This window comes from Brevundimonas sp. (assembly GCF_051860745.1).
GTDB lineage: Bacteria > Pseudomonadota > Alphaproteobacteria > Caulobacterales > Caulobacteraceae > Brevundimonas.
On sequence record NZ_JBHYDN010000011.1, the window covers coordinates 56,459 to 68,466 of the forward strand.

The 12,008-nt window shown below is 67.8% G+C and carries 17 protein-coding genes; 9 read left to right on the forward strand and 8 right to left on the reverse strand.

Translation table 11 applies throughout. The annotated features are described in order from the left end of the window. Window positions 1-25 precede the first annotated feature (25 nt). Genes ACTIEW_RS12275 through ACTIEW_RS12285 form a run of 3 tightly spaced genes read left to right on the forward strand, consistent with a single transcriptional unit; the run spans window position 26 to window position 1,829 of the window. On the forward strand, window positions 26-403 hold the full coding sequence (locus ACTIEW_RS12275) for a four helix bundle protein (protein ID WP_439478185.1): 378 nt from the start codon (window positions 26-28) through the stop codon (window positions 401-403). Beyond that, the gene (bioB, locus tag ACTIEW_RS12280; RefSeq protein ID WP_439478186.1) at window positions 404-1,420 is read left to right on the forward strand and encodes a biotin synthase BioB; all 1,017 of its coding nucleotides are present in this window, start codon (window positions 404-406) and stop codon (window positions 1,418-1,420) included. It abuts the gene before it with no gap. A gap of 34 nt (window positions 1,421-1,454) precedes the next feature. After that, window positions 1,455-1,829, forward strand: a complete 375-nt coding sequence (locus ACTIEW_RS12285; protein ID WP_439478187.1) for a Tat pathway signal protein — start codon at window positions 1,455-1,457, stop codon at window positions 1,827-1,829. 71 nt (window positions 1,830-1,900) lie between these two features. On the opposite strand, the gene ACTIEW_RS12290 is transcribed toward ACTIEW_RS12285, so the two are convergent. Continuing rightward, a complete protein-coding gene (locus tag ACTIEW_RS12290) occupies window positions 1,901-2,875 on the reverse strand; it encodes an ABC transporter ATP-binding protein (RefSeq protein ID WP_439478188.1) in 975 nt (324 codons plus the stop codon). Window positions 2,876-3,042: 167 nt separating this feature from the next. Between ACTIEW_RS12290 and ACTIEW_RS12295 the strand changes: the two genes are divergently transcribed. Both ACTIEW_RS12295 and ACTIEW_RS12300 read left to right on the forward strand, forming a co-directional pair. Beyond that, window positions 3,043-3,297, forward strand: a complete 255-nt coding sequence (locus ACTIEW_RS12295) for a hypothetical protein (protein ID WP_439478189.1) — start codon at window positions 3,043-3,045, stop codon at window positions 3,295-3,297. Then, window positions 3,294-3,599 carry a zinc-finger domain-containing protein gene (locus tag ACTIEW_RS12300; RefSeq protein ID WP_439478190.1) on the forward strand — a complete coding sequence of 102 codons (306 nt, stop codon included), beginning with the start codon at window positions 3,294-3,296 and terminating at the stop codon, window positions 3,597-3,599. The genes ACTIEW_RS12295 and ACTIEW_RS12300 overlap by 4 nt, the downstream gene beginning before the upstream one ends. On the opposite strand, the gene ACTIEW_RS12305 is transcribed toward ACTIEW_RS12300, so the two are convergent. After that, complete coding sequence (locus ACTIEW_RS12305; protein ID WP_439478191.1) at window positions 3,596-4,255, reverse strand: glutathione S-transferase family protein; 660 nt, start codon at window positions 4,253-4,255, stop codon at window positions 3,596-3,598. The genes ACTIEW_RS12300 and ACTIEW_RS12305 overlap by 4 nt on opposite strands. Before the next feature lie 2 nt (window positions 4,256-4,257). Next, a complete protein-coding gene (locus ACTIEW_RS12310; RefSeq protein WP_439478192.1) occupies window positions 4,258-4,938 on the reverse strand; it encodes a dihydrofolate reductase family protein in 681 nt (226 codons plus the stop codon). Between the two features lie 127 nt (window positions 4,939-5,065). Between ACTIEW_RS12310 and ACTIEW_RS12315 the strand changes: the two genes are divergently transcribed. Next, entirely contained in the window at window positions 5,066-5,443 is a 378-nt protein-coding gene (locus tag ACTIEW_RS12315; RefSeq protein WP_439478193.1) for a hypothetical protein, read from the forward strand. Here the strand turns inward: ACTIEW_RS12315 and ACTIEW_RS12320 are convergent. The 3 genes from ACTIEW_RS12320 to ACTIEW_RS12330 form a co-directional block, all read right to left on the reverse strand. Next, window positions 5,440-6,351 carry a hypothetical protein gene (locus ACTIEW_RS12320; protein ID WP_439478194.1) on the reverse strand — a complete coding sequence of 304 codons (912 nt, stop codon included), beginning with the start codon at window positions 6,349-6,351 and terminating at the stop codon, window positions 5,440-5,442. The genes ACTIEW_RS12315 and ACTIEW_RS12320 overlap by 4 nt on opposite strands. Before the next feature lie 98 nt (window positions 6,352-6,449). Further along, window positions 6,450-7,226 carry an ABC transporter permease gene (locus tag ACTIEW_RS12325; RefSeq protein ID WP_439478195.1) on the reverse strand — a complete coding sequence of 259 codons (777 nt, stop codon included), beginning with the start codon at window positions 7,224-7,226 and terminating at the stop codon, window positions 6,450-6,452. Further along, a complete protein-coding gene (locus tag ACTIEW_RS12330) occupies window positions 7,223-8,167 on the reverse strand; it encodes an ABC transporter ATP-binding protein (RefSeq protein ID WP_439478196.1) in 945 nt (314 codons plus the stop codon). The genes ACTIEW_RS12325 and ACTIEW_RS12330 overlap by 4 nt, the downstream gene beginning before the upstream one ends. Window positions 8,168-8,269: 102 nt before the next feature. On the opposite strand from ACTIEW_RS12330, the gene ACTIEW_RS12335 reads away from it, so the two are divergent. From ACTIEW_RS12335 to ACTIEW_RS12345, 3 genes are all read left to right on the forward strand, one after another. After that, a complete protein-coding gene (locus ACTIEW_RS12335; RefSeq protein ID WP_439478197.1) occupies window positions 8,270-8,755 on the forward strand; it encodes a DUF1206 domain-containing protein in 486 nt (161 codons plus the stop codon). A gap of 15 nt (window positions 8,756-8,770) precedes the next feature. After that, the gene (locus ACTIEW_RS12340; RefSeq protein WP_439478198.1) at window positions 8,771-9,178 is read left to right on the forward strand and encodes a DUF1206 domain-containing protein; all 408 of its coding nucleotides are present in this window, start codon (window positions 8,771-8,773) and stop codon (window positions 9,176-9,178) included. Between the two features lie 173 nt (window positions 9,179-9,351). Continuing rightward, entirely contained in the window at window positions 9,352-10,665 is a 1,314-nt protein-coding gene (locus ACTIEW_RS12345) for a PQQ-dependent sugar dehydrogenase (protein ID WP_439478199.1), read from the forward strand. 69 nt (window positions 10,666-10,734) lie between these two features. Here the strand turns inward: ACTIEW_RS12345 and ACTIEW_RS12350 are convergent, their stop codons facing one another. Continuing rightward, a complete protein-coding gene (locus tag ACTIEW_RS12350) occupies window positions 10,735-11,346 on the reverse strand; it encodes a hypothetical protein (RefSeq protein WP_439478200.1) in 612 nt (203 codons plus the stop codon). A gap of 148 nt (window positions 11,347-11,494) precedes the next feature. Next, complete coding sequence (locus tag ACTIEW_RS12355) at window positions 11,495-11,953, reverse strand: peptidase S1 (RefSeq protein WP_439478201.1); 459 nt, start codon at window positions 11,951-11,953, stop codon at window positions 11,495-11,497. Between the last annotated feature and the right edge of the window lie 55 nt (window positions 11,954-12,008).

Sequence of the window (12,008 nt, forward strand, 5' to 3'; positions counted from 1 at the left end):
GACTGGTGGCTGGTAAGGGGAGTGGATGCCCAGCCACGTTCGAAGCTATCAGGATCTGGATGTATGGCGCTTTGCGGTGGACTGGACTGAAGCCATCTATCGGACGACCGCGGCTTGGCCGGGCGACGAGCGCTTCGGCCTGATCAGTCAGGTCCGCCGCGCCGCCGTATCTGTCGCTTCAAACATTGCCGAGGGCGCGGCTAGACGCAGCACAGGCGAGTTCCTTCAGTTCGTTGGAATGGCTCAAGGCTCTCTTGCAGAGGCCGAGACTCAGCTTTTGATCGCAACCCGGCTCGGTTATCAGCGCGAGCCGGACCACCATGCGTTGGCCGAATCTGCAGATCGGATCAGTCGCATGTTGGCTTCCCTGGCTTCCGCCCTGAAGCGACGCAAGAGCAGTTGAATGTCCAGCCACCAGTCACCAGCCACCAGCCACCCCTTCCCGCCCCGCCACGACTGGACGCTTGACGAAGTAGAGCGGCTGTTCGCGCGACCGTTCATGGAGCTGGTCTATGAGGCCGCGACCGTGCATCGGGCGTGGTTCGATCCGTCGGAAGTGCAGAAGAGCCAGCTGCTGTCGATCAAGACCGGCGGCTGCGCCGAGAACTGCGGCTACTGCTCGCAGTCGGCCAGTTTCGACACCGGGCTGAAGGCGGAAAAGCTGATGGACGCCACGGCGGTCATCGCCGAGGCCATGGCGGCGAAGGCGGGCGGGGCCAGCCGGTTCTGCATGGGCGCGGCCTGGCGCGAGCTGAAGGACCGGGACACGCCGAAGCTGGCGACCATGATCGCGGGGGTGAAGGCCCTTGGGCTGGAGACCTGTGCGACCCTGGGCATGCTGACGGCGGATCAGGCGCGGCAGCTGAAGGCGGCGGGGCTGGACTACTACAATCACAACCTCGACACCGGGCCGGAGTACTATGCCCAGGTTGTCACCACGCGGACGTATCAGGATCGGCTGGATACGCTTCAGTATGTGCGCGAGGCGGGCATGAGCACCTGCTGCGGCGGCATCGTCGGCATGGGCGAGGCGCGGCGCGACCGGGCCAGCCTGTTGCATGCTCTCGCGACGTTGCCGGTCCATCCCGACAGCCTGCCGGTCAATGCGCTGGTGCCCGTCACGGGGACGCCGCTGGGCGAACGGATGCTGGCCGAAGGCCAGATCGATCCGATCGAATTCGTCCGCACGGTCGCCGTGGCGCGGATCGTTTGCCCGAAGGCCATGGTCCGGCTGTCGGCCGGGCGCGAGACGATGAGCGCCGAGATGCAGGCCCTGTGCTTCCTCGCCGGGGCCAATTCCATCTTCGTCGGCGGCAAGCTGCTGACCACGCCCAATCCGGAACAGGACGAGGATGCGGCCCTGTTCGCCCTGCTGGACCTCAGGCCGATGGAGCCGGCCGCGGTCGAGGCGGCCGCGTAACCCGGCCTTAAGCGCCGCGCGCTAGCCTCGGCGCATGGATCGCCGCGCCCTCCTCGGACTGAAGACACAACCGCTCAGGACCAGCGGTGGGGGCGGCTCGGCGCAGGCCAGCTATCTGCGGCTGCCGACGATCACCGCCAATGTCACGCGGCCCGGCGGCCGGCGCGGCGTGATGACGGTCGAGACCGGGATCGACACGCCCGACGCCGCCCTGCGCACCCGCGTCGCCCAGTCGGCGCCGCGCCTGCGCGCCGCCTATGCGGCGGTGGTCCAGCAGTCGGCCAATGCGCTTCTGTCCGGCGCACCGCCGGACGTCGAACGTCTGGTCGCCCAGCTTCAGGCGGCGACCAATACGGTGATGGGCCGCGCGGGCGCGCGGCTGCTCATCGGGACGGTGATGGTGGTCTAGGGATCAGGGATCAGGGATCAGGGAGGACGGAATAGCGGTTGAAGGCGGACCCCGTGCCTCATCCCTAATCCCTAGTCCCTGGTCGGACTGACCTTGCTCTCGTCCCCATAGGTCAGCGCCAGGAAGACGTCCTCAAGGTCCGGGTCCTCGGTGACGATGTCGGTGATGGTGACGCCCGCAGCCCGCACCGCGGCCAGCACCTGTTCGACCGACGCCTGACCCTTGCGGTAGGTGACGGCGAAGGCGCCGTTGGGCCGGGACACCGCCTCGAACCCTTTGAGCTTCGGCAGGCCGTCCAGCACATGCTCGGGCGTCACCACCACATTGCGGGTGTCCAGCCGGCGCAGCAGCTGCGGCGTCGGCTCGCAGACCACGACCTGGCCGCGATTCATGATGGCGATGGTGTCGCAGAGCGCCTGCGCCTCCTCCAGATAGTGGGTGGTCAGCAGGATGGTCACGCCCTCGGCGTTGAGAGCCCGGACATAATCCCACAGCTGGCGGCGCAGCTCGACATCGACGCCCGCCGTCGGTTCGTCGAGGATCAGGATCGGCGGATTGTGCACCAGGGCCTTGGCCACCATCAGCCGCCGCTTCATGCCGCCGGACAGGGCCCGGACATAGGCGTGGGCCTTGTCGGACAGGCCCAGCGCGGCCAGCAGCTCATCCGAGCGCCGCTCGCTCGCCGGCACGCCATAGAAGCCGGCCTGGACCTCAAGGGCTTCCCGGGGGGTGAAGAAGACGTCGGCGACGATCTCCTGCGGGACCACGCCGAGGGCGGCGCGGGCGTCGCGCGGCTGTTTGTCGATGTCGCGGCCCCAGATTTCGGCCGTGCCGCCGGTCTTGTTGACCACCCCGGCGAGGATGTTGATCAGGGTCGACTTGCCGGCCCCGTTGGGACCCAGCAGGCCGAATATCGAACCGCGCGGAATGACCAGATCGACGCCGCGCAGGGCGACCTTGGGTGGGGTCTTCTTCGAGCCCGCATAGGTCTTTTCCAGCCCCCGGACCTCGATGGCGTTGACAGGCAGGGCGGCGGCTTCGGGCATGCAACAGCTTTCGGTCGGTGACCGGTCTAGGTAGGCGCGCGGTCCATCGCCGCCAAGGGCCGGACGCGGCGACGTTTGTACCGATGTGTCAATGATGCTTGACAGGTAGAGATGGAATGTCTAGGACGCTTGTCATTATGAACAGTGTGCTTGACGGAGATCGACGCATGACCCGCGCCAGGATGATCGGCTGGACAGCCTTCGCGGCCTGTATTCTGGGCTATGGGACCTTCACCGCCGTGGTGGTCCTGAACCGCATGGGCGAGATTGCCCTGCGCGGAACCCTGCTGGTCGGAGGCCCTGCCGCGGTGATCGGCGAGATCGGGCTCTGGGTCGCCGCGGGCTGCCTCGGCTGGTCGCTGTTCCGCAAGCGCAAGGCCCTGTTCGACCGGGTCTTCCGCCGCAAGTCCCGGACGGTTTGACGCCGCGCGCCGAGGCTTCTAGGGAGTCGGCCGATATCCGCCGCTACCAGTCAGGGTCGCCCATGCCGCCGCGCCACGCCGATGCGAACATTCCGCCGCCGGAAGCCATCGTGGTCCCGACCAAACGCGTGGCCTGCGACGGCGGCGGCGGAGCCCTCGGTCATCCGCTGGTCTATATGGACATGGGCGGCGAGGACTTCGTCGAATGCGCCTATTGCGACCGGCGTTTCGTGCTGGATGCTCATCCCAGGGCCGAGAACGAATACCTCAGCCCCGCAGCGCGGCCGCCTGAAGTCCACTAATCCCCGGCGGGCGGCGCCGGCATCAGATCGCCGAACGGCGCCGCGTCCTCAAGAGCCCGTACGAACGAGGGCCGCGCCATCAGCCGCCCGTGCCAGGCCCTCAGCCGCGGCCGCTCGCCGAACGGGACCAGCCGTCGGGCATAGGTCAGGATCGGCGCCGCACAGCAGTCGGCCAGGGTGAAAGCCTCGCCCGCTCCCCACGTCCGACCGTCAGCCAGCCGCCCTTCCAGCCAGTCCCAGGCCCCGGCGAGAACGGCCTCGTCCTGGGCGTCGCCGAAGGGGTCCTCATTCCCGGCCGGACGGAATTTCCGGGGGATGATGCGGTTCATGGGGCCGCCGACGTAGGTGTCGACCATCCGGTCGACCAGCCGCGCCTCCAGCGCCACCCCGGGATCGGCGGGGATCAGCCGCCCGCCGCCGGCCAGCCGGTCGAGATACTCGATGACGATGCTTGATTCGTAGAGGGTCTGACCGGTCGCGGTGTCCACCAAAGTCGGCATCTTGCCGAAGGGCGACAGGGCGCGGAACCCGGCCATGACCGCCTCGTTCGCCCCCTCGACCAGCTTCAGCTCAAACGGCAGGCCGAGCTCGTACAGGGCGACCGACGCCTTCTGGCCGTAGGCGGCGTAAGGGTGGGACCAAAGGATCAGCGACATGGTCAGAGGGCCTTCATTGTCATGTCGGTCGGCCCGCCGGAGCGACCGACCCGCAGGTGGGTCGCCTTTTCGCCGGCGGTGCTGGAGACGATCTCATAGCCGAGGGCCGGCAGGTCCAGCCCCTGCCACAGTGGTTCGCCCCGGCCCAGAATGACGGGAGAAACGGCGACGTGCATCTCGTCGATCAGCCCGGCTCTCAGGTACTGCCGGATGGTTTCAGCCCCGCCGCCGATCCGGATGTCCTTGCCGTCCGCCAGCGCCCGGGCCCTTTCCAGCGCCGCTTCGATGCCTTCGGTCTCGAAGTGAAAGACAGTGCCGCCTTCCATCACGAGCGGGGCGCGGGCGTGATGCGTCAGAACGAGGACCGGCACGTGATAAGGCGGGTTCTCGCCCCACCAGCCCTTCCAGGTGTCGTCGGGCCAGTCGCCCCTGATCGGCCCGAACATGTTGCGGCCCAGGATCCACGCGCCCAGCCCCGCCATGCCGCGCCGACCGAAGTCGTCGTCGATCCCCTCCTCTCCCCCGGTCTGGCCGAAATTCTCTCGACAGGTTCGGGTTGGAAAGAACCAGCGGTGCAGGCCTTCGCCGCCCACACCGAGGGGATGGTCGAGGCTCTGGTCGGGTCCCGCGCCGAATCCGTCGACGGAGACGGCGAAGCAGTCGACGCGCACCTTGCCGCTCATGACGATGTCTCCTTCGGCCGGCTCACCCGCGCGCCTTCGCCCAAGTCTCAACTTCCGGCGTCGGGACGCAACCCCCCGTTAATCGACGAGGCGCACGCTCTGTTCAACGTCATCCCGGAGCGGTTCGATGTCGACCATCCAGACCTCCAGCTATCGCCGCCAGCGCGACCATTTCGAGCCGCAGGACACAGATCCGCACGAACAGCGACGGCTGCGCGGCCTGCTCGAACAGATCGACTATTCGGCCTTCGTCGCCAACCGCGAGGTCATCGGCCAGATGCTGCCGAAACTGGACGCGTCCATGTTCCAGAAGCTGGCCGTGCTGACGGCCACGGCGCGGGCGAAATGGGTGTCTGAAGGCCTGCGGCAGTCGGAATCGGGCGCGCCCTCGACCCCCGATCAGATCGCGCGGCTGGCCTCAGCGCGCTCCGCCTATGAAGAATTGGCCGAGGCCTATGAGGGCCTGCGCCGCATGGTCGAACGCGGCTACGTCGCCATCCGCTAGCCGATGGGCTGGGGTCGCGTCGCGATCGGCGCATCGGGGTCGGTGGACGGACGCTCGGCCTCGGTCGGGGCCGGGCCGGGGACCGGTGCGGGCACAATTTCGATCAGGGGCGCGGTGGTGACCGGCGGCGGCGGGGCGACAACCTCGGGCGCCGGCGAAGCGGGCCGGGCTGTGCGGGGCGGCGGCGTTTGCGCCGGGCTCACGGCGGCTGCGGTCGGTCTGGCGGGCGGCGCAGCGGTCACAGGCGCCTCAGCGGCGGGCTCCGTCACAGGCTCGGGGACGGGAACCGGGGTCGGCAGGCTCTCGGGCACGACGATTTCGGCGACCGGGGCGGCGGACGCCGGCGCGGCCACGGCGGCTGGCGTCTCAACCGGCGACCGGGTCCAGATCCAGCCGCCCAGGGCGAGCACCGTCACGGCGGCAAGCGCGATCCCGGCATAGAGCGGGACCCGGCTGGGCCGTTTCCGGACGGCGCTGACTGGCGCAACAGGGATCGGGAGGGGCGCCGGCGCGACGGCGACGGGCTGAGCGGGCGCGGAGATCGGCGAAGGTGCGGCGGGAACAACAGGCTCGGCCGCCGGCAAGGGGCGGACGGTCAGGTCGGGCGTCGGGACAACGGCGGCGGGAACGGACGGCGACGCCGGATTCCCAGGTGGTTCGGGCGCTCGCGTTATCGACGGGACAGCAGCCTGGGCCTGTGGGCGAGCCGGGGCGGCGCGCGGGATCATCGAGCCGGTCAGTATGCCCGGCGTCAGCTGCATGGGCGGTGGTTCGGGCAGGGGCGGCAGGCCGCCGCCTTTCGGCAGCGGGCCGGCGCGGAACACGGTCGCGGGCGGCCGGCCCCAGACCACGGGGCGGCGGAAGGGCTCGGGGGCGCCGTTGAGCTTCTTGTCAGTGTCGGTGGGCATCAAAACTCCCGCGCCGGATCAGGCGCGCTACAGCAAATGCGGAGAAGGGCCAAGGTGTCCGCCGATCTGGCCCGTTTCGTGACCCGAAGCTGAAGACCTCAGTTCTTCAGCCGATAGCCGGTCCGGAACATCCAGCCGACGATGGCCAGACAGACGAAGAGGAAGCCGAGGGTCGCGGCCAGGCTGGCCCCGATGCCGACGTCGCCCGAACCATAGAAGGTCCAGCGGAAGCCGGAGATCAGATAGACCAGCGGATTGAACAGGGTGATCGTCCGCCAGATCGGCGGCAGCATGTCGATCGAATAGAAGGAGCCGCCCAGAAAGGTCAGGGGCGTGACCACCAGCATCGGGATCATCTGCAACTGTTCGAAGCCGTTGGCCCAGATGCCGATGATGAAGCCGAACAGGCTGAAGGTCGTCGAGATCAGGATCAGGAAGGCCAGCATCTCGAGTGGATGAAGAATGGTCAGATCTACGAACAGGGCCGCCGTGGCCAGGATGATCAGCCCCAGCACCGCCGACTTGGTCGCCGCGGCCCCGACATAGGCGATGACGATCTCGATCGGGCTCACCGGCGCGGACAGCAGCTCGTAGATGGTGCCGGTGAATTTCGGGAAATAGATGCCGAATGACGCATTGAAGATCGACTGGGTGAACAGGCTCAGCATGATCAGGCCGGGCACGATGAAGGCGCCGTAGGGCACGCCGTCGATCTCGGTCATCCGGCTGCCGATAGCCGAGCCGAAGACCACGAAATACAGGGACGTAGTGATCACCGGGGTGACCAGCGATTGCCACACGGTGCGCAGGGCCCGCGCCATTTCAAACCTGTAGATGGCCCAGACGCCATGGCCGTTGAAGCTCAGGGAATTCATGCTGCGGCTCCGGTCGTCTTGTCGCGATGGACCAGGCTGACGAAGATGTCCTCCAGCGAGCTCTGGCTGGTGTGCAGGTCCTTGAAGGCGATGCCGAGGTCCGACAGCTTGCGCAGCAGGGACGGCACGCCGGTCTTTTCCAGATTGGAATCGAAGACGTATTCCAGCTCATTGCCGTCGTCCTTCAGCGTCGGCGACCATTCGGCCAGCTCCGCCGGGATCGCGGCCAGAGGCTCCTGCAGATTCAGGGTCAGGGTCTTCTTGCCCAGCTTCTTCATCAGGGTGGCGGTCTGTTCGACCAGGATCAGCTCGCCCTTCAGGATCACGCCCACCCTGTCGGCCATCTCCTCGGCCTCCTCGATATAGTGGGTGGTCAGGATGATGGTGACGCCCTTGTCGCGCAGGCCGCGCACGAGATTCCACATGTCGCGACGCAGTTCGACGTCGACGCCCGCGGTCGGCTCGTCGAGGAACAGGATGTCGGGTTCGTGGCTCAGGGCCTTGGCGATCATCACCCGGCGCTTCATCCCGCCGGACAGGGTCATGATCTTGTCGTTGCGCTTCTCCCACAGCGACAGTTCGCGCAGCACCTTCTCGATGTGTTTCGGGTCGGGCGCCTTGCCGAACAGGCCCCGGCTGAAGGTGACGGTGGCCAGCACCGTTTCGAAGGCGTCGGTGGTCAGTTCCTGGGGCACCAGGCCGATCATCGACCGCGCCGCGCGGTAGTCTTTCTGGATGTCATGGCCGTCAGCCGTCACCGTCCCGCTCGTCGGGGTGACGATGCCGCAGACGATGGAGATCAGCGTCGTCTTGCCCGCACCATTGGGTCCGAGCAGGGCGAAGATCTCGCCCTTGCCGATGGTCAGGTCCGTGGTCTTGAGGGCCTGCAGCCCCGATTTGTAGGTCTTGGTCAGACCCTGGATGGAAATCACCGGCTGCATACGCGCCCTCCCAAGACGCAGGCAGATATGCGTCCTCCTGTCGCACCTCAAGGGCGCCTTGTGCGGGCGGAGCCATATTCGGGTCCGAGGGTTACCGTCGCCGTGCCCAAACCTGTCACCCTCCTCCGCACCCGTCTGGCCGACCTGGGCGAGCTGGGTCGCCGACGGGCGCCGCTGCTGCGCCATGTTCCCCCCCTGCACAACCTGATCGAGTGGGTGGCGCGGATCGGTTATGGCGCGCGGGGATTTGTCTATCTGTCCGCTGGCGTCCTGATTCTGCTGGCGGCCGTCGATCTGGTCGGCGATGCGGTCGGGATCAAGGGCGCGCTGGACTGGCTGGCCCTGCGCCCTCTGGGCCGCCTGTGGGCCTTCCTTGTCGGACTGGGGCTGGCCGCCTTCGTGATGTGGCGTGTGCTCCAGGCGGTCTTCGACGCGGACCATGAGGGGGTATCCCGCCACGGACTGGCCACGCGCCTGGGACAGGCCTTCAGCGGTTTCAGCTATGCGGCCCTGTCCTTCGCGGCCTTCACTCTTCTGGTCCATGCGCCGGAAGGCGATCCCGCCGTCGAAGGGGTGATCCGCAGTTAGGAGCAGGCCGCGACGGTGCTGTCCCTGCCGTTCGGCAAATGGTTGCTGATCGGGGTCGGGCTGATGATCTTCGGGGTCGGGGCGGCCAATGTCGTCAGGGCGTGGCGGGAGGATTTTACGGCGTACCTCGCCTGTTCCGCGAAAACCTGTCGGCGGGTGGCGCCGTTGGCGCAGATCGGCCATGTCGCCCGGGGCCTGGCCTATCTGCCGCTGGCCGCGCTGGTCGTTCTCGCGGGTCTGAAATCCGAGGCGTCGGACGTCACCAGTCTGGGCGCGGCGCTTGAAGCCGTCGAACGCCAGCCGGCCGGTTCCTGGATCCTCGTCGCCGGCGCGCTGGGCTTCGTCGCCTTCGGCAGCTTCTCTTTCATAGAGGCGCGGTTCCGTCGCATCCGGCCCCCGCGCGACCTGAATCCAATGGCCTGACGCGTCCCGCCGGAACCGGAGGCGCCCCTGCGACCTTCGACAGGTTGTGGATACCCGAGAGTTCCGCAAGCCTTCGAATCACGGGCCCTTCATCGCGCGCGCGGCGGCTCTCGGCTATGTCGTCAGCCGTCTGGAGTTCCCGCAGTCCGACCCACCCACGCAAAGGCCGTCCCATGACCCGCCCGACACTGCTCGCCGCCTCCATCCTGATGCTTACGCTCGCAGCTTGCGGAGGCAATGAGGCGCTGGATCCCTCCGCCGGCTTCGGGCCCGATCCGACCTTGCCGCCGCCGCAGCGGTCGCTGTTCCCGCGGGTCAATGTCGCCGAGGCGGTCGGCTGGTCGGAGGGACGCTCGCCGGTGGCCGCCCGCGGCTTTCGCGTCCAGGCCTTCGCGTCCGGACTGGATCATCCGCGCTGGCTGTATCGCCTGCCCAATGGCGACGTCCTGGTGGCCGAGACCAATGCGCCGCCGAAGCCGGAAGGCAAGAAGGGCGGCCTGCGTGGCTGGGCGGAGGGGCTGTTCATGAAGAAGGCGGGCGCCCGGGCGCCCAGCGCCAACCGCATCACCCTGCTGCGCGACGCAGACGGGGACGGCGTGGCCGAAACCCGGAGCGCCTTCCTCGAAAACCTGACCTCGCCGTTCGGCATGGCTCTGGTGGGAGAGACGCTCTACGTCGCCAACGCCGACGCCGTGGTCGCCTTTCCCTATGAGACCGGCCAGACGCGGATCACCGCGGCCGCGCGCCGGCTCGCCGCCCTGCCGGCCGGCCGCAACCACCACTGGACCAAGAGCCTCGTCGCCAGCGCGGACGGCACGCGGCTGTATGTCGGGGTCGGATCCAACTCCAACATCGCCGACCACGGCCTGGCCGAGGAAGAGGGCCGCGCCGCCATCCATGAGATCGACATCGCCACCGGCGCCGGCCGCGTCTTCGCCTCGGGTCTGCGCAATCCGGTGGGGCTGGCCTGGCAGCCGGACAGCGGCAAACTGTGGGTCGCGGTCAATGAGCGCGATGAACTGGGCAATGATCTGGTGCCCGACTACATGACCTCGGTGACGCCGGGCGCCTTCTATGGGTGGCCGTGGAGCTACTATGGCCAGATCGTCGATAGGCGGGTCGAGCCTCGCAATCCGGACATGGTCGCGCGGGCGCTGCGGCCCGATTACGCGCTGGGCGCCCATACGGCGTCGCTGGGGCTGACCTTCGGCGAGGGCGGCCTGTTTCCGGCCCGATATCGCGGCGGCGCCTTTGTGGGCCAGCATGGGTCGTGGAACCGGACGCCGCGCAACGGCTATCGCGTGATCTTCGTGCCGTTCGCGGGCGGCGTTCCGTCGGGACCGCCGGAAGACATTCTGACCGGCTTCCTCAATGAACAGGATCAGGCGATGGGCCGTCCTGTCGGGGTTCAGTTTGATCGTTCGGGCGCCCTGCTGGTGGCCGATGACGTCGGCAATGTCATCTGGCGGGTCTCGCCGGCAGCCTGACGCCGCATAGACAGAGGCCCCGGCGGATCGCTCCGCCGGGGCCTTGTTTTCGGGTTCGGCGACGCGCGATCAGCCGACCGGTTCGACGATGATCACCGGAGGCGTCGGCGCGGGCGCGGGCGTCGCGGGCGCCGGGGTCGCGGGCGCCCTGTTCAGGGTCGCGGTCGACGGCGCGGCCGGGGCGGGCGTGTAGGCTTGCGGACCGGTCGCCACCGGCGCCGGAGTCACGACACGAGGCGTGGCGGCGGGAGCCGGGGTCGGGGTCCTGACGGCGTTACGGCGAGCCGGAGCCGGTGCGGGCGTGATGCGACGCAGCGGCGCGGCATCGCGAACCACAGGGGCCGCAACAACCGGCTCGGGCGTTGAGGCGGTGGTCAGGGCGGAAATGGCGGCCCCGGTCGGCGCGATCGGCAGCACCGGAGCTGTCGCCGCCGGTTCGGCCAGGGGGGTCGACGACTCTTCGTCGCCTTGCATGACCAGCATGGCGCCGATGCCCGACAGAGCCAGTACGGCGACGGGGGTCAGGATCATCCAGGTCTTGATCTTGCCCTGACCGCCGCGCGCCTTGCCGCGACGGGCATAGACGGGGACGAAGGGCTCTTCATCGGCCATATCGGCGCGCGGCGCCTCGACACGATCGCCATAGGGCTTGGCCGGGTCGGCAGGATAGGTCACGGTCATCGCTTTTCCTCCAAAATCTCATGGAAGAAACAAGTCTGTGAGATCACAGTTCCGCGATTCTTGACTAGCCTCGAAGAAACACCATTGCCGCCACATTTGAGGCGGCAACGGTGCAGCTTTGTGCTCAACCAATACTGAGCGGCCGGCGTCAGAAGTTGGTGAGTTCCGAGATCGACAGGACGGCGGGCTGGGGATCGCCGCTGGAATAGGTGCCGACCCAGATTTCATAGCGGCCGGACACGGACCCGAGGGTGACCAGCGGGTTGTTATCCTCGCCCATGTCGTCGTCGCAGTACCATTCGCCGTTCGGGCCGTTCACCACCAGTGTGGTGTCGGCCTTGGACAGCACCGAGATCTTGATGTTCAGCGAGCCGTTGCCATTCCACTGAAAGCGGAAGTCGGGCGCGTTGGTGATAAAACCGGCGCAACCGCTGCCGGCGTTGGAGGCGCTGATGCTGCCGCCTGCGCGCAGGCTGACGAGATGCGGGTCGGGCTGGAAGCCGGGCGCCAGGGTGATGCGGCCGTAGTTGGGTTCGGCGTTGTAGTCCTGGGCCGCGACGGGTCCGGCCAGCGCAAGGGCGCAGATGGCGGTCAAAAGATATTTCATCGGTTTGGTCCCCCGTGGATCATTGCGGCCCCACGCCGTCAATCCGCGTTCGATG